We start from the raw sequence: 22,983 nt of genomic DNA, 5'->3' as shown, positions 1-22,983 counted from the left end.
CGGATGCTGGTCGAACTGGCCATCGGCGACGCGTACGGGGGCTCCTTCGAGCACGCGTACCCGAGCTTCGTCGCCGAGCACAACACGCTGGCGGGCTACGTGCCGCATCCCGGCCACCTCGCCGTCCCGTCCGGTCGCTACACCGACGACACGCAGATGACGATCGCGATCGCCGAACTGCTCGTGTCGGGACAACGATGGACACCGTCGTTGCTCGCCGAGCAGTTCGTCCGGGGGTATCACCGCGATCCGCACGACGGCTACGCGCCGCGTTTCCATCAGCTGCTCAGCGAGGTCCGCGACGGTGAAGAGCTGCTGCGACGGCTCCAACCGCAGAGCGACAAGAGCGGGGCGGCCATGCGCGCCGGGCCGATCGGGGTCCTGCCGACCGTCGACGACGTCCTCTACCACGCGAAACTGCAGGCCAGGATCACGCACGACACCCCGGCAGGGATCGCCGCGGCGCAGGCGGCGGCGCTCGCCGTCCACTACTGCCACCAGCGGCTCGGTCCGGTGGCCGAGGTGGCGCGGTGGATCGACGGGATCCTTCCCGAAGACGTCGGGCACGGCGGCTGGGCGCGGCCGTGGACGGGCAAGATCGGCCCGCAGGGCTGGATGAGCGTCCGCGCCGCGCTGACCGTGCTCGCCGGAGGCGGCGGGCTCGCCCGGATGCTCCACACCTGTGTCGCGTTCACCGGTGACGTCGACACCGCGGCGACCATCGCGCTGGCCGCCGCGTCCCGGTCGCCCGAGGTGGCGCAGGATCTGCCGCCGGTGCTGTGGCGCGATCTGGAGAACGGCGAGTTCGGCCGCGACTATCTGGCGAAGCTCGACGAGCGGTTGCTGCACATCTGACGTAGGCGAGATCCACGGAACGCGGACGTGCCCGCGGGCCGGTTTCGGCAGACTGGGCAGGTGAAGTGGCTGATCCGTGGCGGAGCCGTCGCCGCCTGGCTCGTGGTGAGCGCGTTGCTCGTCGTCGGCACGGCGAACCTGGAGCCCGAACTCGGGGAACACCCTGTCGACGTCCTCGGGTTCGCCGTCGTCGCACTCGCTTGTCTCGCGCTGGTCGTCGTCGGGCGCCTGCCGACTGTGGCGGCGGGGACGGAAGCGTTTGCGCTCCTGCTCTACCTGGGGTTCGGCTATCCCGACGGTCCGGTGTTGTTCGCCGGTCTCGTGCCGTTGTTCGCGCTGGGCACCCTGCGCCCGCGACGGCTCGCGTACGCCGTCGCGGGCGGTATGGCGGCGATAGTCGTCGGCGCGAACCTGGCCACCGGCGGGGCGGGCGTCCTCGATCTGGTCTTCGTCGGCTGGGCCGGCGTAGCGGTCTTCGCCGCCGACGCGCTTCGAGGACGTCGGGAGCGGGCTTCGGCGGCGGAGCAGGCGGAACGCGATCGCGTACTCGGCGAGCGGCTGCGCATCGCGCAGGATCTGCACGACAGCGTCGGCCACGCGATGGCGGTCATCAACGTCCAGTCGGGCATGGCCCGGCACGTGCTCGACGATCACCCCGAGGTGGCCAAGGAAGCGCTCGAAGTCGTCCGCACGGTCAGCGGCACGATCCTCGACGAGCTGAACGCGATGGTGCGGCTGCTCCGCGAAGACGCCGCCCCGCTCCAGCCTGCGTCGGGTATGGCGGACGTTCCCGCGCTGGTCGCTTCGGCGAACCAGGCGGGTTTGGCCGTCACGCTGGACCTCGACGCTCCCGGAATCGGGCAGCCGGTCGGCGGCGCGGTGTACCGGATCGTCCAGGAATCGCTCACGAACGCCGCGAAACACGGCGCGTCCGCCGCCGGTGTGACGGTGCGGGCGACCGAAGACGGCCTGCGGCTCGACGTGCTCAACGAAGTACGCGCGCCTGGTCCGGACGTGCCCGGTGCCGGGATCAGGGGAATGGGTGAACGTGCCAGGGCGACCGGCGGCACACTGACCACGAGTCGTGAGGACGGGAGGTTCCGGGTGAGCGCGCGATGGCCGTGATCAGGGTGGTGCTCGCCGACGACCAGCTGCTCGTCCGGTCCGGGTTCGCGGCGTTGCTCCGTGTGGAAGCCGGGATCACCGTGGTGGGGGAAGCGGACGACGGCGAGGCGGCGGTGGCCGTGGTCGCGGAAACCGTGCCGGACGTGGTGCTGATGGACGTCCGGATGCCCGTCCTCGACGGGATCGAAGCGACCCGCCGGATCGTGGCGGACGAACGGCTTTCCGGCGTCCGTGTCCTCATGCTGACCACGTTCGACCTGGACGAATACGTTTTCGACGCCTTGCGCGCGGGCGCCAGCGGGTTCCTGCTGAAGCACACCAGGCCCGCGGATCTCCTCGAAGCCGTCCGGGTGGTCGCCGCGGGGGACGCGCTTCTCTCGCCGAGCGTGACGCGGCGGCTGATCGCGGAGTTCACCGCGCGGCCGTCGCATCCGATGCCCCGTGCGGACGGTTCGGCGTTCACCGACCGGGAACACGAGGTCGTCCAGCGGGTCGCGCAGGGGATGTCGAACGACGAGATCGCGCGGGAGTTCGTGATCAGCGCGGCGACGGTCCGGACGCACGTCAGCCGCGCGATGGCGAAGGTGCACGCCCGCGATCGCGCGCAGCTGGTGGTGTTCGCCTACCGGAGCGGGATGGTGCGCGTCTGACGTAGCCGCCGATCTCCACGGCGGCACGACGACGCGACCCCGGCCCGCGAACGACGCTTTCCCCATGAAATTCACTGCGAAAGCGGCCTTGCTGGCCGCGACTCTTTCCCTGCTGGGAACCACGACAGCGGTCGCCACGGAACGCCCGGCCCACTGCGCCGAACAGCGCTTTTCGGTCCAGGTGAACGGCGAACGCCAGACGGTCGCGGGCGAACTCTGCGTCCGCGGCCGCCTCACCACCAGAACTCCGCTGCAGGTACTGCTGCACGGCGGCACCTACGACCGCGCCTACTGGGACTGGCCGTTCCAGTCGCGCCGATACTCCTATGTGGACAGTGCGACGCGGGCGGGCTACGCGACCTTGAACCTCGACAGGCTCGGCTACGGCCGCAGCAGCCGCCCGGACCCGGAGACGCTCGACTTCGCCGCCGGCGGCGAGGCCGTCCACCAGGTGGTCACGCAGCTGCGGCCGCGGTTCCGCACGATCGTCCTCAATGGACACTCGATGGGCGGGCTCGTCGCGGAGCGTGCCGCCGAGCGAGGCGGCGTCGACGCCGTGATCATCAGCGGCATTCCTCGCGACCGGCCGGGCGGGCAGGCCAAAGCCGCTTCACCGTTCTATCCCGCCGAGCTGGACCCGAAGTTCGCCGGGAAGCCGTGGGCCGCCGGCTACCTCACGACCCGTCCGGGTACTCGCGCGCAAACCTTCCATCACCCTGGCACGTACGACCCGGCGATCCTTCCCGTCGAAGAAGCACTGAAAGACACGTTGGCTTCCGCCGAACTCCGCTCCGTCGGACCCGGCGCGGCGAAACGATCGGCACCGAAGGTCCCGACGGCGTACGTGCTCGGCGAGCACGACACGCTGGTCTGCGGGAACGGCGACTGCGGCGCCGACAAGATCGTGCGCGGCAGCGGCCACTCGATCAACACCAGCCTCGCGGCGCAGAGTTTCTACCGGTGGACGTTCGCCTGGCTCGCTCGAAAGTTGGGGTAAGGACTGGCGGCGGATCGGCGGGCTGAGCCTGACCAAGATCATCGAACTGCCCTTGGTTCCGGCGGCGCCGATCTGACGCCGCCGGGACCAGGGTGCGAACCCGAAGCGCGGTCGAGCGCGAGGCCGTACTACCAGGAAGGGTTGTACCGCAGGCCTTGCTCGTAGTACTGGTCGTCGGATTCCGCCGGTGCTGGCCGCTCGTCGAGGTCGGGACCGGCCGGTTCTTCCGAACGGTCCTTGAGCACGACGTTCTCCGTTCCCGCCGGTGTCCGGCGTGACACGGGCGGCACGGGGGAAGCCGTTTCGCCCGTGCCCTGGAACGACGGGGTGAACCCGAGCCGCCAGCGGAGCCTGTCGGTGATGTACCCGGCGTTGCCGATCGGCGCCATCAGCTCCGCACTGCGTTTCGCGGATCCAAGCTGCGCTTCCTGGTAGGTCCGCATGACGGCGTCCGCGATCTCGGCGGGCGACATCCGCGACGCGACGTCACCGACTCTGAGCCGCGTCATCACGCCGTCGGTGTTGACCGAAACGGAAACGGCACCGTCCGGCGAGGAGGCGTCCACCGACAGGGTGGCCAGTGCCTCCAGCATCGCTTGCCGGTCGGCGGGCGGTTTCTTGGGCGCCGGTTTGTCGGCCACGATCCTCCGTCAGTCGGTCGGCAGCGGTGACAGCTCCATCGGCGGCTGCTCGATCTTGCCGTCGTTCGAGATGTCGACGTTCTTGTCCCGGACCCGCTTCTCGGTCCCCTTGTCGGTCTTCTCCGTTTCGAAGTTGCCGGGGTCGAAGGTGTCACCGGGGCTGACGTCCGGCGGATCGGGGATCTTCGGCAGGCCGTTGATCTCCCCGCCGATCTGCGCGATCAGCGAATCCGTCACTCGGAAGAGTTTTTCCCTGATGCTGACCGCGGAATCGTGAAAGCTGTCGTAGATGGTTTCGGGGCTGTCCCCGACAATCGCGGACTGCTCGCTGATCAGGGTGGAGATCCCGGCCCCGGCGGTGGACGCGGCGATCCTGACCGCGTTCGCGGTGGTGAAGAACACCGCCGCGGTTAGACCACCTGTCGCGGGGGCGGCCGCCACTGCGAGCATGCCCGCGATAGCGCCGGCGAAACCCGCTGCCAGAGCCTTGAACCCGGCGGACTCATCCTGACGTTCCTGGTCGTCCCGGTACTTTTTCGCTGCGGCGAGAAGGGCCTTGGAAAGTTCCGTCAAGTCTTCCCGCGCGCCCGCGATGGCTTCCCGCGCGGCCACGACGTCGGCTTCCAGCACGGTGAGCGCGGTGCCTACCCTGGTGTAGGTGTTCACCAGATCCTGAATGTAGGTCTTGGCGCTCTCGGCTCCTTCGCCGCGCCATTTGATCAGCAGCACAAGAGACCGGTCCAGCGACGTCTTCGTCTCCGCGAAGGTAGTCCACAAGCCTTGGTAAGCGTTGATCATGGCCTGCAGACTGTTGTCGCCGATGAGCTCCGCCTCGGAAAACTCGAGGAAGAAATCGCGGACCTCCTCCCGCCGCGGGCCGCTGAAATCGACGCCGATGCCGAAGATCGGCGGGGCAAGGAAGTCCAGCGCCGCGAAAGCGTTTTCGGCGCCCTCTCTGAGGTCCTCGGAGATTCCCTCGAGCAGTTCACTGTTGTCGCCACCTTCAGCGGCGGTTTCCGTGTCCAGTGCGTTGAAGTACCCGTCCATGCTCGCCGCTACCCCTGTTCCACGTGCGCGGCGCGGTTCACTCGCTGCCGGTTCTCCTCGTTGACGGATTCGTACAACTCGGCCACCCGCGCCAAGGCCTGGCTTGCGTCCCGTGTGCTGATTTGCAGCTTCGCGAGCATCTTCTCGACGGCTTGGCGGTGTTCCTCGTAGGCCGCCGAAAACCCGCGCATGCCCAAAGATTTCCCGAACACGGTGTCCGGCGCGAACATCCCAGGAAGCAAGCCGCCCATGGCCGGATCGGGAGCGGGCACGTCCTGCCCTCTCACCCCGGTATGGACCGTGCCGACCAGGTCGGCGGCCTTCATCAGTTCTTTGCTCGACGCCCTGAGATCGTCGAGGTCTGTTTCGAAATCGATCATGATTTCACCTCGCTGTCCGGAATTCCACCCCCATGTAAGCAGCGTTGACTTGGCTGAGAGCTCGACTTGACGATCCGCGTCCGGTGACGAACGTCACCATGCCGTCGCGCGAACGCAAAAGAGCCCTGTTCGCGTTTTCACACGAACAGGGCTCTCCGAGAATGAGTGGAGCTGAGGGGAATCGAACCCCTGACCCCCGCCTTGCAAAGGCGGTGCTCTACCAATTGAGCTACAGCCCCGGGTCGCAGGCGATCATGGTAACCGCCCGCGCCGAAATCAGTTGTTGCGGGACGCGTCCGCGGCCTTGGTCGGGGCGCTTCCGTTCGTGGAAACGGAGCCGAGCGGGCGCTCGGTCGGCGCGGTGGCCTCCCGCCAGAGGTCGGCCTCGGCCTTGGCGGCCTTGTTGCGCTTGATCACGAACAGCACGCCGCCCGCGATGACCGCGAGTGCCAACAGCTTCTTCATCAGAAGCCCCCTCTTCCTGCCGAGTTGCTCCGCTTACCCACCGATGCTACTGCACGCGGCTCCCCGCCCCCTCCACCCCCACGTTCCACGTGGAACCACCCAACGCCGTCCATGCCCTACAACGGCCACGCAACCAACAACGTCAGGAGCCACAACGACCACGCGACCAAACGCCCTGGGGGGGGGTCCAGGGGAGCGAAGCCCTCCCTGGCGGGGGTTTGGGGGTTCGACCCCCAAACGAAAAACACCCGATCACGGTTTGCGCTATCCGCAAACATGACCGGGCGAATCGGGTGGGCCCACCAGGACTTGAACCTGGGACCTCTTCGTTATCAGCGAAGCGCTCTAACCGCCTGAGCTATGGGCCCGAACGAGGAGAAGATTACAGGACGTCTTTCGACGTCCTGCAACCGGGTTCACTCTCGTTCGGAAAGGGTTACTTCGAGGCCTCCGGCGAGGTCGGCGGAGACGTTGTAGATGAACGCGCTGACGGTGGCGAGGGCCGAGATCAGCACGATGTTGATGGCGCCGAGGATGGCCGCGATCCCGAAGACGCGGCCGGCGCTGATCAACGGGTCGGCCGGTGCGTCGGCTCCTTCTCCGCCGACGAGAGACGAATAGGTTCCGTTGAGTTTGTCCCAGACGCCCATGCCGTCGAGGACGGTGTAGAGGACGCCGACGGCGACGAGCCACACGAAGAAGAGTGCGACGCCGAGGACGAGGGACAGTTTCAGCACCGACCAGGGGTCGAAGCGTTTGATCTGCAGGCTGGCGCGACGCGGTCCGCGGCCGGGGCGGCGGAGCGCGGTGGGGGTGGCACGGGTGCGGGAGGCGGACGGGATGGCGGAGGGGGCGGGTTGGTCGCCCTCTCCGCTGTCGCCGAACAGCCTTCTCGCGGCGGTGCCGCTTACCCCGTGGTAGTCGGTCACGGTTGTCGCGTCCTGCTTCGGTTCCGAGTTGGCCACGTCTTCGGTCGCGACCGAAGACACCGAGACCGTCTGCTCACTGGAGCCTTCGGGTTCCCCGGCACCGCTGTCACGCTGCCAGGGCGGGCTCGACGAACCCGCTTGCGCGCCGCCTGCTTCGGGCTTCTCGGATGGTGTCACGAGGTGTCAGTCCTTACCCAATACCTGGGGCGTCGCCTACTGCTCCGACGCCGGGGTTTCTTCTCCTTCAGAACTATCTGCAGTGGCGACGTCTGAGGGCTCGTCCGCGTTGCGTGCGACCGCGAGAAGAGTGGTTCCTTCGTCGAGATTCATGAGCCGCACCCCCTTCGTCTGCCTGCCTGCCTTGCGCACCTGTCCGGCCGAAGTCCGGATCACCCCGCCGCTGGAGGTGATCGCGTAGAGCTCGTCTTCGGCGTCGACGATGACCGCGCCCACCAGCCTGCCACGTTTCTGGTCGTACTGAATGGTGAGCACACCCTTGCCGCCGCGGCCCTGGACCGGGTAGTCGTCGGTCGGGGTGCGCTTGGCGTAGCCGCCGCCGGTGGCGACGAGGAGGAACCTGTCCGGCTGGACGACGTTGATGCCGAGCAGTTCGTCTCCGTCGTTGAACCGCATGCCGAGCACACCGGACGTCGCGCGGCCCATGGGGCGGAGGGCTTCGTCGGTGGCGTGGAAGCGGATCGACTGGCCTTCCGCGGACACGAGGAGCAGGTCGTCCTCGGCGGCCGCGAGGACCGCACCGACCAGTTCGTCGCCTTCGCGCAGGTTGACGGCGATGAGGCCGCCGGCGCGGTTGGAGTCGAAGTCGGTGAGCTTGGTCTTCTTCACCAGGCCGCGCCTGGTCGCGAGCACCAGGTACGGCGAGACCTCGTAGTTCGGGATCTCGATGACCTGGGCGATCTTCTCGTCCGGCTGGAACGCGAGGAGGTTCGCGACGTGCTGGCCGCGCGCGTTGCGGTTGGCCTCGGGCAGGTCGTAGGCCTTGGCGCGGTAGACGCGGCCCTTGTTCGTGAAGAACAGGATCCAGTCGTGGGTCGAGCAGACGAAGAAGTGCTGGACGATGTCGTCCTGTTTGAGGGTCGCGCCCTGGACGCCCTTGCCGCCGCGTTTCTGCGAGCGGTAGAGGTCGGTTTTCGTTCGCTTGGCGTAACCCGTGCGGGTGATGGTGACGACGACGTCCTCGACGGCGATGAGGTCTTCGACCGAAACCTCGCCGTCGAACGGGATGATCTTGGTGCGCCGGTCGTCGCCGTACTTGTCGACGATCTCCTGCAGTTCCTCGGCGATGATCGTGCGCTGCCGCTCGGGCTTCTCGAGGATGTCCTTGAGGTCGGCGATCTCGAGTTCGATCTCGGCCAGGGTGTCGACGATCCGCTGCCGCTCCAGTGCCGCGAGGCGGCGGAGCTGCATGTCGAGGATCGCTGTCGCCTGGATCTCGTCGACGTCGAGCAGGCTCATCAGGGCGGGCCTGGCCTCTTCGGCCGAGGGCGAGCGCCGGATCAGGGCGATGACCTCGTCGAGCATGTCCAGTGCCTTGACCAGACCGCGCAGGATGTGGGCGCGCTCTTCGGCCTTGCGCAGCCGGAAGCGGGTCCGGCGGACGATGACCTCGATCTGGTGCTTCACGTAGTGCCGGATCATCTGGTCCAGGCGCAGCGTGCGGGGCACGCCGTCGACCAGGGCCAGCATGTTGACACCGAAGTTCTGCTGCAGCTGGGTGTGCTTGAACAGGTTGTTCAGCACGACCTTCGCGACCGCGTCACGTTTGATCGTGACGACGATCCGCATGCCGCTGCGGCTGTTGGACTCGTCGGCGATGTCGGAGATGCCGGTGAGCTTGCCGTCGCGGACGAGGTTCGCGATGTTCTCGACCAGGTTGTCCGGGTTGACCTGGAACGGCAGCTCGGAGACGACCAGGATCGTGCGGCCCTTGGCGTCCTCTTCGACCTCGACGACCGCGCGCATGCGCACGGAGCCGCGGCCGGTGCGGTACGCGTCCTCGATGCCGGAGGTGCCGAGGATCATCGCCTTGGTCGGGAAGTCCGGGCCCTTGATCCGGACCAGCAGCGCGGCGAGCAGTTCGTCGTCGGTCGCCTCGAAGTTCTCCAGCGCCCACTTGACGCCCTCGGCGACCTCGCGCAGGTTGTGCGGCGGGATGTTCGTCGCCATCCCGACCGCGATCCCGGAACCGCCGTTGACCAGCAGGTTCGGGAAGCGCGACGGCAGGACGTCGGGCTCCTGGGTGCGTCCGTCGTAGTTGTCGGAGAAGTCGACGGTGTCTTCTTCGATGTCCTGCAGCATGTGCATCGCGAGATGCGCGAGCCGGGACTCGGTGTATCGCATGGCGGCCGCGGGGTCGTTGCCCGGCGAGCCGAAGTTGCCCTGCCCGTCGATCAGCGGGTACCGCAGCGACCACGGCTGGGCGAGCCGCACCAGCGCGTCGTAGATCGCGGAGTCACCGTGCGGGTGGTAGTTGCCCATCACGTCGCCGACGACGCGGGAGCACTTGTTGTACCCGCGCTCGGGGCGGAAGCCGGAGTCGAACATCGAATACAGCACTCGGCGGTGCACCGGCTTGAGGCCGTCCCGCACGTCCGGCAGCGCCCGCGACACGATGACGCTCATCGCGTAGTCGATGTAGGAGCGCTGCATCTCCTGCTGGATGTCGACCGGTTCGATCCGGTCGTGGCCCGGAGCGGGCGGCAAGGTTTCCGTCATGAGGTCCTTCTCGTGGGAGCAGTCCTAAAGGGACAAAAGAACGGGGACGCTTAAACGTCGAGGAAGCGAACGTCCTTGGCATTGCGCGTGATGAAGGAGCGGCGCGCTTCGACGTCTTCGCCCATCAAGACGGAGAACAGGTCGTCGGCCTGCGCGGCGTCGTCCAGGGTGACCTGGCCGAGCAGCCGGTTCGCCGGGTCCATCGTGGTCTCCCACAGCTCTTCGGCGTTCATCTCGCCGAGACCCTTGTAGCGCTGGATCGCGTCGTCCTTGGGGAGGCGCTTGCCGCCCTCGACGCCGGCCTGGATGACGGCGTCGCGTTCCCTGTCGGAGTAGGCGTACTCCGCCTCGGCCCGCGGCCACTTGATCTTGTACAGCGGCGGCCGCGAGAGGAACACGTGTCCGTGCTCGATCAGCGGGGTCATGAAGCGGAACAGGAAGGTGAGCAGCAGCGTGGTGATGTGCTGGCCGTCGACGTCGGCGTCGGCCATCAGCACGACCTTGTGGTAGCGCAGCTTCTCGATGTCGAACTCTTCGTGGATACCGGTGCCGAGCGCGGTGATCAGCGACTGGACCTCGGTGTTCTTGAGGACGCGGTCGATACGGGCCTTCTCGACGTTGATGATCTTGCCCCGGATCGGCAGGATCGCCTGGTACATCGAGTCGCGGCCTTCCTTGGCCGAACCGCCGGCCGAGTCACCCTCGACGATGTAGAGCTCGCATTCCGACGGGTTCGTCGAGCGGCAGTCCTTGAGCTTGCCGGGCAGCCCGCCGATCTCCAGCGCGCCCTTGCGGCGGACCAGGTCGCGCGCCTTGCGGGCGGCCATTCGCGCCTGCGACGAGGAGATCGACTTGTTGATGACCGTCTTCGCCTCGGTGGGGTTGCGCTCGAACCAGTCGGCCAGCCACTCGTTCGACGTCTGCTGCACGAACGTCTTCGCCTCGCTGTTGCCCAGCTTGGTCTTGGTCTGGCCCTCGAACTGCGGCTCGGCCAGCTTGATCGAGACGATCGCGGCGAGACCCTCGCGCACGTCGTCACCGGTCAGGTTGGCGTCCTTCTCCTTGAGGAGCTTCTTCTCGCGCGCGTACGCGTTGACGACGCGGGTGAGCGCGGCGCGGAAGCCCTCTTCGTGCGTGCCGCCCTCGTGCGTGTTGATCGTGTTGGCGAAGGTGTACACCGACGGCGTGAAGCCGTTGTTCCACTGCATGGCGACCTCGACCTCGAGGCCGGTGCCCTTGGCCTCGAAGGAGATCACGCTGGTGTGGATCGGGTCCTTGCTGCCGTTGATGTGCTTGACGAAGTCTTCGAGTCCGCCCGGGTAGCAGTAGGTCTTTTCCTTGACCCTGGCCGCTTGGCCGGAAGCGTCTTCTTCGGTCTCTTCGTCGGCGACGCGCTCGTCGCGCAGCGAAAGGGTCAGGCCCTTGTTGAGGAAGGCCATCTCCTGGAGACGCCGGGAGATCGTCTCGAAGTTGTACGTCGTGGTCTCGAAGATGCCGCTGTCGGCCCAGAAGGTGATGACGGTGCCGGTGTCCTCGGCCGGGCCGAGGTCCTGCAGCTCACCGGGGATCTGGTCGATGTACTCCTGGCGCCAGCTGTGCCCGCCGCGTTTGACCTCGGCGAGCAGCTTGGTCGAGAGCGCGTTCACCACGGAGACACCGACGCCGTGCAGGCCACCGGAGACCGCGTACGAGTCGCTGTCGAACTTGCCGCCCGCGTGGAGCACGGTGAGCACGACCTCGAGGGTCGGCTTCTTCTCCTTGGGGTGCATGTCGACCGGGATGCCACGGCCGTCGTCGACGACCCGCACCCCGCCGTCGGCCAGCAGGGTAACCTCGACCTTGGTGGCGTAGCCGGCCATCGCCTCGTCGACGGAGTTGTCGACCACCTCCTGAACGAGGTGGTGGAGACCGCGTTCACCGGTGGAACCGATGTACATACCGGGACGCTTGCGGACTGCTTCGAGGCCTTCGAGCACCGTGATCGACGACGCGTTGTACTCGCTCTTGTTCTCGGTCACAGGCGTTGATTCTCCTCGTCTACCCCGAGCGGAAGCTCGCTCGTCTCCAGTGTACTTGGCCGTGTCCGCTGACATGCGGCAAGGACACCCCTGATTTGCTCACAGGCGCGCTAATTCGTTCGAAGAAGAGTCTTGACGTTCGCGAAGCACTCTGGACGGCTTCTCGGGGCTTTGATGGCACGGTCTTCGAAGCACAGTTGCGGCGACGCGCAACTCGGATCAGCCGTACGTGTCACGCGGGCCACGTCCTGGGACGTGCCGCGGCCCTTTCCGCCAGCTCGGCGCCGTCGGACCCTGGATCCGCATCTTCTTGACCACGCCGTGCCCGACGCCTTTCGCGATCTTCGCCAGCAGCTGACTCTGAAGCAGGCGAAGCTGCGTCGCCCACGCCGTCGAGCTGGCGCGGACTGTCAGTTCGCCGTCCTTCAAGGCCACCGGCTGGGCGTGTTCGGCGACCTCGTCACCCACGAGGCGGGCCCAGTGGCCGAAGACCTGACCGTTGGCCAGCCGCGTGTTCCAGCCGCGGTCGACCGCGATCCTGGAGGCGAGCCTGCCGAGCGGTTGCGGGTCGCGGACATCGGCACCCGGCCCTGACCAGCGACGACGCCGCGAGCTCTGACCGTTCGCACCGGCCCCTCCTCCGGTGATACGGCCGCGGCGGACGCCCGGTTCAACTCCGCGGGCCTTCGCTTTGGCCTTCGCGGCGTCCAGAGCTGCACGAGCGAGGTCACGACCGGTAGTCGTCCCGTTGCCTTCGGTATCGGTTGGGCCGTTCGGTACTCGGGGCCGTTCACTCTGCGTGTCGAACAAGGCTCCCTCACTCGGGTTACCGCCCGAGCGGGGGGTGTCAAGCCGCTTATCAGGCCCTTTGGTCACGCGGGGCGATAACGCGTTCCCGGTGTTATCCACACTGTCCACAGGTTTGTCCCCAGATCGGTGGGCAACTGCTGTGGCGCCGATCACCCGGGGTGTCCGCCGCGCGGATCACCCTCGGTTGATCTCACCATCTGCCACGAGGAATCGGTGCCCCGCCAGCTCGGCGGGTACGTCCTCGTCCACGGCGGCGGTCACCAGCACCTGCTCGGCGCCTGCCGCCACCTCCGCCAGCCGGGCCCGGCGACGCCGGTCCAGCTCGGCGAACACATCATCCAGCAGAAGCACCGGTTCCCCGGCCTCGCCACGCAGGAGCTCGTAGCTTCCCAGACGCAGTGCGAGGGCGAACGACCAGGACTCCCCATGGCTCGCGTAGCCCTTCGCAGGCGCTTCGCCGAGGATGAGGTCGAGCTCGTCGCGATGCGGGCCGACCATGCTCACCCCGCGCTCCAGCTCCAGGTTCCGCGACCGTTTCAGCGCCTCGACCAGCACTTCCTTGAGGACAGCTTCGTCGGCGCGAGGTCCGTCCGAGGTGCCGTAGCCCTCCGGCATCGCTTCGCCCAGGCTCGACTTGTACGCGATCTTCGCCGGTCTCGAATCCGGAGCGACGCCCATGTACGCGGCGGCCGCGTACGGCGCGAGGTCCGCGATCAGGTTGAGCCGGGCGGCCAGCAACGCGGCGCCCGCCACCGCCAAGTGGTCGTCCCAGACGTCGAGCGTCGACAACGCGTACGGGTCTTCGCGCCCCGTACGCCGCTTGCCCGCCGTCTTGAGAAGCGCGTTCCGCTGCTTCAGGACCTTCTCGTAGTCGGCGCGGACCCCGGCGTACCGGGGCGCGCGCAGCACCAGGAGCTCGTCCATGAACCGGCGGCGTTCCCCGGGATCGCCGCGCACGAGTGCCAGGTCCTCCGGGGAGAACAGCACCGTGCGCAGGATCCCGAGCACGTCACGCGGCTTGCCGACGGCGCCGCGGTTGACCCGCGCGCGGTTCGCCTTGCCGGGGGTGATCTCCAGCTCGACCGTCAGCTCGCGGTCGTCGTTGACCACCGCGACCCTGATCAGCGCGCGTTCGCACCCGTGCCGCACCAACGGCGCGTCGGTCGCGACGCGGTGCGAGCCCAGGGTCGCGATGTAGCCGATCGCCTCGAGGAGGTTCGTCTTGCCGCGGCCGTTCTGCCCGACGAGGACGGTCGGACCGGGTTCGAGCGCGAGATCGGCTTGTGGCCAGGACCGGAAGTCGGTGACCTGGAGATGTCTGAGATGCAACCCGCTACCTAGCCGCCGACCTTTTTGACCGAATGGCCGCCGAACTGGTTGCGCAGCGCGGCGACGGCCCGCATGGCGGCGGAGTCCTCCTGGCGCGAGGCGAACCGCGCGAACAGCGCGGCCGAGATGACCGGCGCCGGGACGGCGTTGTTGATCGCCTCTTCGAGGGTCCACCGGCCTTCGCCGGAATCCTCGACGTAGCCCTCGAGGTCGTCCAGCTCCGGGTCTTCGTCGAGCGCGCGGACGAGGAGGTCGAGCAGCCACGAGCGGACGACGGTCCCCCGCTGCCAGCCCTTGATCACCGCGGGCACGTTCTCGACGACCTTCGCGGCTTCGAGCAGCTCGAAACCTTCGGCGAAGGCCTGCATCATGCCGTACTCGATGCCGTTGTGGATCATCTTCGCGTAGTGACCGGAGCCCACGGCGCCGGCGTGCGAGAAGCCCTCTTCGCGCGGGCCTTCGGGGCGAAGCGCGTCGAAGATCGGCATGGCCTTCTCGACGTCCGAAGCCGCTCCGCCGACCATCAGGCCGTAGCCGTTGTCCTTGCCCCACACGCCACCGGAAACCCCGCAGTCGAGGTAGCCGATCTTCTTCGCCGCGAGCAGGTCGCCGTTGATCTTGTCGTCGGTGTACTTCGAGTTGCCGCCGTCGATCACGAGGTCGCCCTCGGACAGCAGGTTCCCGAGTTCCGCGACGGTCTGCCGGGTGGGCTCACCGGCGGGCACCATGATCCAGACGATCCGGGGACCGTCCAGTTTGGACACCATGTCTTCGAGTGAGGTGGAGTCGGTGACGTCGGGGTTGCGGTCGTAACCGATCACCTCGTGACCGGCCGCGCGCAGCCGCTCACGCATGTTGAACCCCATTTTACCGAGCCCGATGAGTCCCAGCTGAGCCATGAAGATCCCCTTTGGTGCGAAAGAAAACTAACGACCGGTCAGCCCGGGAGGCGGACCGGCATCAGCAGGTACAGGTAGCCGGGGACGACGTTGCCCTCTTCGTCGGCGGGCTTGATCAGCGCCGGCCGGTTCGGAGTGGTGAACGTCAGTTCCGCGCGGTTCGCGTTCAGCGCGCCGAGCCCGTCGACGAGGTAACCCGGGTTGAACGCGATGGTCACCGGCTCACCCTCGTAGTGGACCTGAAGCTCTTCTTCGGCCGAACCCTCGTCGTCGCCGCCGGCGGAAAGCCGCAGCGAACCGTCGCTGAACTCCAGCCGCACCTGGGTGCCACGCTCGGCGACCAGCGAAACACGCTTGATCGACTCGGCGAGCGCGGAGACCTCGATGACCGCGCGCGACGAGTGCTGCGCGGGCAGCAGCTGCCGGTACGGCGGGAACTCCGCGTCGAGGAGGCGGGTCGTGGTGTAGCGACCGGAGCCGGAGAGGCCGAGGAGGCCCTCACCGCTGGCGAGCGCGAGGCGGATCTTGGCGCCGCTGGCACCGAGCGTCTTCGCGGCCTCGGCGAGCGTGCGCGCCGGGACGAGCACGGCGGCGTCGGACAGGCCCTCGGCCGGCTCCCAGGTGAACTCGCGCATCGCGAGCCGGAAGCGGTCGGTGGCGACCAGGGTCAGCGAGGAGCCGGAGATCTCCAGCCGCATGCCGGTCAGCATCGGGAGGGTGTCGTCCTTGCCCGCGGCGACGACGACCTGGGTGACGGCCTGGCCGAACGCGTCGCCGGTGAGTTCGCCGGCGAAGGCGGGCTGGGACGGGAGCTGCGGGTAGTCCTCGACCGGCATGGTCGGCAGGGAGAAGCGCGCGGAGCCGCAGGTGATGGTCGCGCGGGCGCCGTCGACGGAGATCTCCACCGGCTGCGCGGGCAGGGATTTGGTGATGTCGGCCAGCAGGCGACCGGAGACCAGGAGGCGGCCGCCGTCGGCGATGGTGGCCGGGACGCCGACCGTGGCGGAGACCTCGTAGTCGAATCCGGAGACGGTGAGTGCGTCACTCGTCCCGTCGGATCCCGCATCGAGCAGGACACCGCCCAGAACCGGGACCGGAGGCCGCGACGGGAGGCTTCTCGCCACCCACGCGACGGCGTCGGCCAGCCCGTCACGCTCGACGCGGATCTTCATGCGCGCTTCCTTTCGACAGCCGAGCCCCTGACGGCTCGAAAGCTCAACGGGTCACCGCGGCCGGAGAGCGCGATGGCCAGGTGCCTCGCAGGGAGGTCCGGTCCGTGCGAGGACGCGAACGCACGTCGACACGCAGACCAGGTGCAGGGACCCACGTTAGGCCGTCCCCGGGGTCCGCGTCACCTCGGCCTCCCCTTGCTTTTGTCGACAAGACGACACGGTTCACCGGCTGTCCCCAGATTCGTCGTTTGCCTGTTTTTGTTTTATTCCCTTCTTAAGAAGAACTAAGAACAGCAGTAGTAATAGGCGTTGTGGATTGTGTGGACAAGCCTCGTTCGCGCAGGTCCGGACGGCTCGGAGGCTGTGGACTTCCCCTGTGTGTGAACTGTGGACAGCTCGGGCCGTCGGTGGATGGTTTCGGGCGACCCTCGATCTGTCCACAGTCATCCACAGTTGTCCCCACAGTTATCCCCAGCTGTGAGGCGATTTGTACCCAGGGGCTGTGGGCCCGGGCCGTGACCGGAATCGCTCGGGAGAGTGACCCGAGCAGGTTCGTTCACCCTTGTGCACAAGATGTGGGCAACCTGGGGACAGCGTGTGGATCATGGTGTGGAAATGCTGTGGATTACCTGTGAGTGCGATGTGGACGGAAACCCGATCCCCGCTGGTCCCGCCCTCGCCGGAGTTGTGCACAAAGTACCCACAGCATGTGGATTTCCTTTGTACACAAGGGAAAACCTGAAATGCACTCATGCACTTCTCGACCCCTCCGCACCCGTCGGTGCTTCTCCTCAGGCACCCGCCCTTCGCGCTCTTAACGCCCCTTCAGACCACTTTGGACGGCGTCCCAAGCCGGAAAAGGGCATGAAGAAGGGCCCCCACCCGAACGGCGAGAGCCCCTGAAACCGTTACAAGCCAAGGGATCGATGCCTGGTGACCACTACGGTCTCCCCAAGGGCGCCCCGCGCCCGACGGAGACTTCACCCGTCGAGCGCCCTCTTTCGGGCCGAAGGCCCACGTAAACGTGATGAAGGGGCGCCTCTCCGCTCAACCTGAGTTGAAAGCGGAACGACGCCCCTTCGGCACGTTTACGTCAGCGCGAGATAAAAAAACTACTGCCTGGCGCGTTGCTTGATCCTGGAGGTGAGCTCCTGGACCTGGTCGTAGATGCGCCGTCGTTCGGCCATCTCCTTGCGGATCTTCTTGTCCGCGTGCATGACCGTCGTGTGGTCGCGGCCGCCGAAGGTCTGCCCGATCTTCGGCAGCGACATGTCGGTCAGCTCGCGGCAGAGGTACATCGCGATCTGGCGCGCCGTCGCGAGCGCCTTCGTCTTGCCGGGGCCGCAGAGCTCGTCGAGTGTCACGTCGAAGAACTCCGACGTGACCCCCATGATGGTCGGCGCGGTGATCTCCGGCGCGTGCGAGTCCGGGATGAGGTCCCGGAGCACGATCTCGGCGAGAGCGACGTCGACCGGCTGCTGGTTCAGCGACGCGAAGGCGGTGACGCGGATGAGCGCGCCTTCGAGTTCCCGGATGTTCGCCTCGACGCGCGAAGCGATGAACTCCAGTACTTCGTTGGGGACCGCGAGCCTGTCCTGAGCGGCCTTCTTGCGAAGGATCGCGATACGCGTTTCGAGCTCGGGCGGCTGGATGTCGGTGATGAGGCCCCACTCGAACCGCGTGCGCAGCCGGTCTTCCAGCGTTTCGAGGCGCTTCGGCGGGCGGTCGGAGGAGACGACGATCTGCTTGTTCGCGTTGTGGAGGGTGTTGAAGGTGTGGAAGAACTCTTCCTGCGTACCTTCTTTGCCTTCCAGGAACTGGATGTCGTCGACGAGCAGGATGTCGATGTCGCGGTAGCGGCGCTGGAACGCGACCTTGCGGTCGTCTCGCAGCGAGTTGATGAAGTCGTTGGTGAACTCTTCGGTCGACACGTACCGCACGCGCATGCCGGGGAACAGCCGCTGGGCGTAGTGCCCGACGGCGTGCAGCAGGTGGGTCTTCCCGAGCCCGGACTCTCCCCAGATGAACAACGGGTTGTACGCGCGAGCCGGTGCTTCGGCGACGGCGACCGCGGCCGCGTGCGCGAAGCGGTTCGACGCACCGATGACGAAGGTGTCGAACGTGTACTTCTCGTTGAGCTTCGTCTTCGACGTCTGCGGCTGCGCCGGCGCGGTGTAGGGCTGGCCCGCGATCGGCTGGCCGGAGAACGTCGGCCAGATCTCGGTCACGGCGGCGAGGGCCTCGCCCTCTTCGTCGACCTCTTCGTCACTGTCGTCGCCGTCGTTCAGGCTGTTGTCCACCGGCTGCTGCCTCTGCTGCCTGGGCGGCCGAGGCTTCGGGGGCTCGGGCCGGGGCCTCGTGGGGGACAGCATTCCGTCACCGTCGGGCAGCGGCGGAGGACCCGGCACCGGGCCGGAACCGTTTTCCACCCGACCGGGTGAAGCGTCATAGCGGGGGCCTGGCGCGGGGGGAGGCATCGAGGTGTGCGTCTCGGTGCTGTCGACCTTCACCGCGAGGGAGACCGCGCGGCCGAGGCGGCGCGAAAGGGCTTCGGTGATCGCGCCGCGAAGGGCGCGTTCGATCGCTTCTTTGGCGAAGTCACTGGGCGCGGCGAGCAATGCCGTGCCGTCCAGCAGGCCGATCGGCCGGGTCACCCGCATCCAAGCGCGCTGCTGCGGGGAGAGGGTGCCATCGGACAGCTCGCGTACGACCTGTTCCCAGATGACGCCAAGATTGTGCTGGTGATCGGACACCTGCCTGACTCCCCTCCCCTCATCGGTGCGTGCGGCGAGACACTGGAGCGAACGCCCGGAAACAGTCCCCGCCCCGAAGCGTCGGGTCGAGCGTCATCATGGCCCGATCAGTTCATGCGCACAGCAAATATCCACATAGTTGTCCACAGCTGTGCACTAATGTACGGCGGCCCGCGGCGACGTCGCCTGCGGGCTCGACGTATGCGGGCGGGAAGCCTCCAGATCCCGAGGACGCCCGGGCGCCTGCACCGTTCCACCTTGGCGAAACCCGGGAGAGGCACGCTAACAAGCCCCGCCCGATGCCACAAGGCATCCTCGTGTGCAAGCATTTCACGGCGTCCGGCGCGTGGCCATTCGATGCCCTCGCGTCGCCGGTGATCACTCTCCCCGTACCGTCGCGGTGTGTGGTCGAGGGGGTGCCTGCCGGTCCCGGGTGGTGGGTGCGTACCCTCGTAAGGTCTCCCGTATACAGCGGGGGCGTTTCGCGTGCCCACGTTGTCGTCGCTCGACGTGACGAGGCCACACGTTGGTAGGAGACACCAGAGACTGCCGTGCGTCAGCACGACACGCCAGGAACGGGTCGAACCGTTCCCGGCGGCCGAGAAACAGGAGAAGTTAGTCGTGAGCAAGGGTAAGCGCACCTTCCAGCCGAACAACCGCCGACGCGCCCGGGTCCACGGGTTCCGGCTTCGGATGCGGACCCGCGCCGGCCGGGCCATCCTGGCGGCTCGCCGTCGCAAGGGCCGCGGCGCGCTGTCCGCCTGATCCGGTCGCCGTCGAGGGACGTCGTGCTGCCGGCCGCCGCGCGTTTGCGGCGCAGTGAGGATTTCCGTGCCGTGATGCGGCGTGGGGCCAAGGCAGGCAGGCGCCGCCTCGTCGTCCATGCGTTGACCACGGACCCGTCCGATGCCGCGGAAGCGGCGCGGGCGGGTTTTGTGGTGAGCAAGGCCGTCGGCAATTCGGTGGTGCGCCACCGGGTGAGCCGCCGGTTGAGGCATCTCATTTCCGCCAGGATCGGAACACTGCCGCCGGGGAGCTCGTTGGTGGTACGGGCACTACCTCCGGCCGCGGACGCGTCCAGCGCGGAACTCGGCTCGGACCTCGACGCGTCGTTGCGGCGCCTCGGGCTGTCCGGGCAGACCGTCGTCACCGGGAAGTCCCGCCAGGCGCGACCCCCCGACAACGGATCAGCGGTGTAACGGCATGCGAGCCACCGAGAACGAGACCACCGAAGACGCCCGCCCCGGCCCGGTGGCATGGGTGCTGCTCCTGCCCATCAAGCTGTATCGCAAGGCGATCTCTCCCTTTCTTCCTCCGGCGTGCCGGTTCTACCCGAGCTGTAGCGCGTACGCCGTAGAGGCACTGACCCGGCACGGCGCCGGCCGCGGCACCTATCTCGCGGTTCGGCGACTGCTGCGCTGCGGCCCGTGGACCATGCCCGGCCGCGATCCGGTACCCGAGACGTTCTCGTGGCGCCGCCGCCGACCTGAAACACCGATCGAGGAGTAGCTCAGTGCTCGACTTCATCTACTACCCCGTGTCCTTCATCTTGTGGTGTTGGCACAAGGTCTTCGGGCTCGTGTTCGGTGAGGCGAACGCGGTCTCGTGGATCCTCGCGATCATCTTTTTGACGTTCACGGTCCGCGGCATCATGTTCAAGCCGTTCGTGAACCAGGTCCGGTCGATGAAGAAGATGCAGGACTTCGCGCCGGAGATGAAGAAGGTCCAGAAGAAGTACGCCAACGACCGGCAGCGCCAGGCGATGGAGATGCAGAAGCTCCAGAAGGAGCACGGCGTCAACCCGCTCGGCAGCTGCCTGCCGATGCTGCTGCAGATCCCGGTCTTCATCGGTCTGAACCACGTCCTGCGGATGTTCACCATCAACCCGTACGGACCGTTCGAGGCGAAGACCGAGAACTACTTCTTCGACAAGGCCGGCGTCGACTCCTACGTCAACGCGAAGCTCTTCGGAACCAACCTCGGTGACGCCATCTACACCGGCGTCAACGTGGTCAGCGGTGGCAACGCCCCGGCGGGCTTCCACTGGCACGTGGCACCGGTCGCGATCCCGCTGATGATCGTCGCCAGCATCGCCACGCACCTCACCGCGCGTCACTCGGTCCAGCGCCAGAACCCCGAGTCGGCCACCCCGCAGACCGCGATGATGAACAAGCTGACGATGTACATCTTCCCGCTCGGTGTCCTCGTCTTCGGTGCGCTGTTCCCGCTCGGCCTCCTCTTCTACTGGTTGGCGAACAACGGCTGGACCCTGATGCAGCAGCGCCTCGTCTACACGAAGATCGACAAGGAAGAAGAAGCCCGCAAGGAAGCCGAGAAGGAGAAGCGCGCGAACCTCGGCCCGAAGCCGGGTCAGAAGCCGACCGCGCCGCGCCCCGGCCAGAAGCCGGTCCAGCAGAAGAAGAACAAGTCGTCCTCCGGTGGTCAGGTCAAGAAGGCGGGCTCGCCCCACGGCTTCGCCCAGACCGGTTCCGCCCAGGCCGCTTCCGACGCCGCGGAGACGACGGACACCACGAACGCAGCAGCCGAGCCGTCGACGAACGGCTCGAAGGAGAACGGCGCGGACACGCCCGGTCTCATCTCGGACTCGACTAAGAAATCGGGCCGGAAGCGTCGCTGACGCCGATCCGGGCTGGAGAGGAGACCAACAATGGCGGAGACGATCGACACGATCGACGCCGAGGAGAACAGCGCGGCCGAGGTCGAAGGCGCCGCTGAAGAGACCGGTCGCAAGGGAGGTGTCGACGACGACGTCCTCGTGAAGGAGGGCGACATCGCCGGCGACTACCTCGAGCGGCTGCTCGATCTTTTGGACTACGACGGCGACATCGACCTCGATGTCGAAGCGGGCCGCGCGATCGTCAGCATCGACGGTGGCGAGGACCTGGAGAAGCTCGTCGGCCCGCGCGGCACCATCCTCGAGGCGCTGCAGGAGCTGACCCGGTTGGCGGTCCAGCAGGAGACCGGTTCGCGGAGCCGGCTGATGCTGGACATCGCGGGCTGGCGCGCGGACCGTCGCGAGGAGCTTCGCGAGCTCGGCCGCTCGACCGCCGAGACCGTGGTCTCCTCCGGCGAGCGTGTCCGGCTGCAGCCGATGAGCCCGTTCGAGCGGAAGGTCGTGCACGACGCGGTCGCCGCCGTCGACGGCGTCAAGAGCGAGAGTGAAGGAGAGGACCCGAAGCGTCGGGTCGTCATCTTCCCCGCCTGACGGATTTCTCGAGTGAAGCGGCCCGCCGGTCATCCGGCGGGCCGCTTCCTTATATATAGGGGTCGCCCGCGGACGGCTCCCGGCACGAATTACACGCGTGGCGTTTCACGTGAAACGCGCGAGGCGAGTGGAGTTGTCCACAACTTCGGTCTGTCTCCCCGCATTGCGGTCGGCGTCATGGACAATCAGTGGAGCGCGTTTCACGTGAAACGGCGTCGAGGTTGAGGAGCGAGAGTGGGCTTGGACGGGGTCGCCGCATCGGTACGGAGTGCGGCGTCGGAAGTATTCGGAGACCGCGTCGAGCAAGCCGCCGGCTACGTCGAACTCCTGGAGCGCCACGGCGTGGAGCGCGGGCTGATCGGTCCTCGTGAGGTCGACCGCCTCTGGGAGCGGCACGTCCTGAACTCCGCCGTGATCGGCGAGCGGATCCCCGACGGCGCCCGCGTGGTCGACGTCGGGTCGGGCGCGGGGCTTCCGGGTGTGCCGCTCGCGATCAGCCGACCGGACCTCGATATCGTTCTGCTCGAACCGATGGCCCGCCGGGTCGACTGGCTGGCCGAGGTTGCCGAGAAGCTGGAACTCCCCATCACCGTTGTCCGCGGGCGCGCGGAAGAGCGGCAGGTACGCGAGGATCTCGGTGGCGCGGATGTCGTCACCGCCCGGGCGGTCGCTCCCTTGGCCCGGCTCGCGAACTGGTGCCTCCCGCTCGTGCGTCCGCAAGGCACTCTGGTCGCCCTCAAAGGAGCGAGCGCCGGAGAAGAAATCGAACGCGATCGCGTCGCCGTCCGGAAGGCCGGTGGCGGCGAGCCGGAAGTCTTCGAGTGCGGCACGAAGGTACTTGAAGTCCCCAGCACGGTCGTCGTGATCAGTCGGTTGCGCCCGACGCCGCGTGGCAGGCGCAGCCAGGCCAGTTCCACGTGAAACAACGCAGAACGACTCCCACGTCTAATA

The 22,983-nt window shown here is 67.3% G+C and carries 22 protein-coding genes and 2 tRNA genes; 10 read left to right on the top strand and 14 right to left on the bottom strand.

The window, feature by feature from the left end:
* Positions 1-3 precede the first annotated feature (3 nt).
* The 4 genes from ACZ6YV_RS04135 (at position 4) to ACZ6YV_RS04120 (ending at position 3,627) form a co-directional block, all read left to right on the top strand.
* Positions 4-855 (top strand): ADP-ribosylglycohydrolase family protein, encoded by an 852-nt coding sequence (locus tag ACZ6YV_RS04135; RefSeq protein ID WP_465508218.1) that lies wholly within the window; start codon positions 4-6, stop codon positions 853-855.
* Positions 856-915: 60 nt separating this feature from the next.
* Positions 916-1,980 carry a sensor histidine kinase gene (locus tag ACZ6YV_RS04130; RefSeq protein ID WP_465508217.1) on the top strand — a complete coding sequence of 355 codons (1,065 nt, stop codon included), beginning with the start codon at positions 916-918 and terminating at the stop codon, positions 1,978-1,980.
* On the top strand, positions 1,971-2,630 hold the full coding sequence (locus tag ACZ6YV_RS04125) for a response regulator (protein ID WP_465508216.1): 660 nt from the start codon (positions 1,971-1,973) through the stop codon (positions 2,628-2,630). Before ACZ6YV_RS04130 ends, ACZ6YV_RS04125 begins: the two co-directional genes overlap by 10 nt.
* Positions 2,631-2,694: 64 nt before the next feature.
* Positions 2,695-3,627: an alpha/beta hydrolase gene (locus ACZ6YV_RS04120; RefSeq protein ID WP_465508215.1), complete on the top strand. Its 933-nt coding sequence runs from the start codon at positions 2,695-2,697 to the stop codon at positions 3,625-3,627.
* 128 nt (positions 3,628-3,755) lie between these two features.
* Here ACZ6YV_RS04120 and ACZ6YV_RS04115 read toward each other — a convergent pair whose 3' ends face one another.
* From ACZ6YV_RS04115 to dnaA, 14 genes are all read right to left on the bottom strand, one after another.
* Complete coding sequence (locus ACZ6YV_RS04115; RefSeq protein ID WP_465508214.1) at positions 3,756-4,268, bottom strand: YbaB/EbfC family nucleoid-associated protein; 513 nt, start codon at positions 4,266-4,268, stop codon at positions 3,756-3,758.
* Between the two features lie 9 nt (positions 4,269-4,277).
* On the bottom strand, positions 4,278-5,315 hold the full coding sequence (locus tag ACZ6YV_RS04110; protein WP_465508213.1) for a hypothetical protein: 1,038 nt from the start codon (positions 5,313-5,315) through the stop codon (positions 4,278-4,280).
* Between the two features lie 8 nt (positions 5,316-5,323).
* Positions 5,324-5,695, bottom strand: a complete 372-nt coding sequence (locus ACZ6YV_RS04105) for a hypothetical protein (RefSeq protein WP_465508212.1) — start codon at positions 5,693-5,695, stop codon at positions 5,324-5,326.
* A gap of 166 nt (positions 5,696-5,861) precedes the next feature.
* Positions 5,862-5,934 (bottom strand) — tRNA-Ala (locus ACZ6YV_RS04100).
* Between the two features lie 37 nt (positions 5,935-5,971).
* Positions 5,972-6,160: a DLW-39 family protein gene (locus ACZ6YV_RS04095; RefSeq protein WP_020632660.1), complete on the bottom strand. Its 189-nt coding sequence runs from the start codon at positions 6,158-6,160 to the stop codon at positions 5,972-5,974.
* Between the two features lie 294 nt (positions 6,161-6,454).
* Positions 6,455-6,528 (bottom strand) — tRNA-Ile (locus ACZ6YV_RS04090).
* Between the two features lie 48 nt (positions 6,529-6,576).
* Entirely contained in the window at positions 6,577-7,266 is a 690-nt protein-coding gene (locus ACZ6YV_RS04085) for a DUF3566 domain-containing protein (RefSeq protein ID WP_465508211.1), read from the bottom strand.
* Positions 7,267-7,302: 36 nt separating this feature from the next.
* Positions 7,303-9,825 carry a DNA gyrase subunit A gene (gene gyrA, locus ACZ6YV_RS04080; protein ID WP_465508210.1) on the bottom strand — a complete coding sequence of 841 codons (2,523 nt, stop codon included), beginning with the start codon at positions 9,823-9,825 and terminating at the stop codon, positions 7,303-7,305.
* A 50-nt stretch (positions 9,826-9,875) separates the two neighbouring features.
* Positions 9,876-11,843, bottom strand: a complete 1,968-nt coding sequence (gyrB, locus tag ACZ6YV_RS04075; RefSeq protein WP_465508209.1) for a DNA topoisomerase (ATP-hydrolyzing) subunit B — start codon at positions 11,841-11,843, stop codon at positions 9,876-9,878.
* Positions 11,844-12,062: 219 nt separating this feature from the next.
* Positions 12,063-12,653 (bottom strand): DciA family protein, encoded by a 591-nt coding sequence (locus ACZ6YV_RS04070; RefSeq protein WP_465508208.1) that lies wholly within the window; start codon positions 12,651-12,653, stop codon positions 12,063-12,065.
* 174 nt (positions 12,654-12,827) lie between these two features.
* A complete protein-coding gene (gene recF, locus ACZ6YV_RS04065; RefSeq protein WP_465508207.1) occupies positions 12,828-13,982 on the bottom strand; it encodes a DNA replication/repair protein RecF in 1,155 nt (384 codons plus the stop codon).
* Positions 13,983-13,990: 8 nt separating this feature from the next.
* Positions 13,991-14,881, bottom strand: coding sequence for a phosphogluconate dehydrogenase (NAD(+)-dependent, decarboxylating) (gene gnd / locus ACZ6YV_RS04060; RefSeq protein ID WP_378239074.1), 891 nt, complete (start codon positions 14,879-14,881; stop codon positions 13,991-13,993).
* Between the two features lie 38 nt (positions 14,882-14,919).
* Positions 14,920-16,053 (bottom strand): DNA polymerase III subunit beta, encoded by a 1,134-nt coding sequence (dnaN, locus tag ACZ6YV_RS04055; RefSeq protein ID WP_465508206.1) that lies wholly within the window; start codon positions 16,051-16,053, stop codon positions 14,920-14,922.
* A 1,112-nt stretch (positions 16,054-17,165) separates the two neighbouring features.
* Positions 17,166-18,806, bottom strand: a complete 1,641-nt coding sequence (dnaA, locus tag ACZ6YV_RS04050; RefSeq protein ID WP_465508205.1) for a chromosomal replication initiator protein DnaA — start codon at positions 18,804-18,806, stop codon at positions 17,166-17,168.
* Between the two features lie 621 nt (positions 18,807-19,427).
* Here dnaA and rpmH point away from each other — a divergent pair.
* From rpmH to rsmG, 6 genes are all read left to right on the top strand, one after another.
* Positions 19,428-19,571: a 50S ribosomal protein L34 gene (rpmH, locus tag ACZ6YV_RS04045; protein ID WP_005154511.1), complete on the top strand. Its 144-nt coding sequence runs from the start codon at positions 19,428-19,430 to the stop codon at positions 19,569-19,571.
* Positions 19,572-19,594: 23 nt separating this feature from the next.
* Positions 19,595-20,005, top strand: coding sequence for a ribonuclease P protein component (rnpA, locus tag ACZ6YV_RS04040; RefSeq protein ID WP_465508204.1), 411 nt, complete (start codon positions 19,595-19,597; stop codon positions 20,003-20,005).
* A gap of 4 nt (positions 20,006-20,009) precedes the next feature.
* The gene (gene yidD, locus ACZ6YV_RS04035; protein ID WP_378239068.1) at positions 20,010-20,315 is read left to right on the top strand and encodes a membrane protein insertion efficiency factor YidD; all 306 of its coding nucleotides are present in this window, start codon (positions 20,010-20,012) and stop codon (positions 20,313-20,315) included.
* A gap of 4 nt (positions 20,316-20,319) precedes the next feature.
* Entirely contained in the window at positions 20,320-21,444 is a 1,125-nt protein-coding gene (gene yidC, locus ACZ6YV_RS04030) for a membrane protein insertase YidC (RefSeq protein ID WP_465508203.1), read from the top strand.
* 30 nt (positions 21,445-21,474) lie between these two features.
* Positions 21,475-22,032, top strand: a complete 558-nt coding sequence (locus ACZ6YV_RS04025) for a Jag family protein (RefSeq protein WP_101611577.1) — start codon at positions 21,475-21,477, stop codon at positions 22,030-22,032.
* 234 nt (positions 22,033-22,266) lie between these two features.
* Positions 22,267-22,953, top strand: coding sequence for a 16S rRNA (guanine(527)-N(7))-methyltransferase RsmG (gene rsmG / locus ACZ6YV_RS04020; protein ID WP_465508202.1), 687 nt, complete (start codon positions 22,267-22,269; stop codon positions 22,951-22,953).
* Positions 22,954-22,983 lie beyond the last annotated feature (30 nt).

Source organism: Amycolatopsis sp. NPDC102522 (assembly GCF_055584485.1).
Note: the sequence above shows the minus strand (reverse complement) of the source record. Positions and strands in the feature narration are given on the sequence as shown.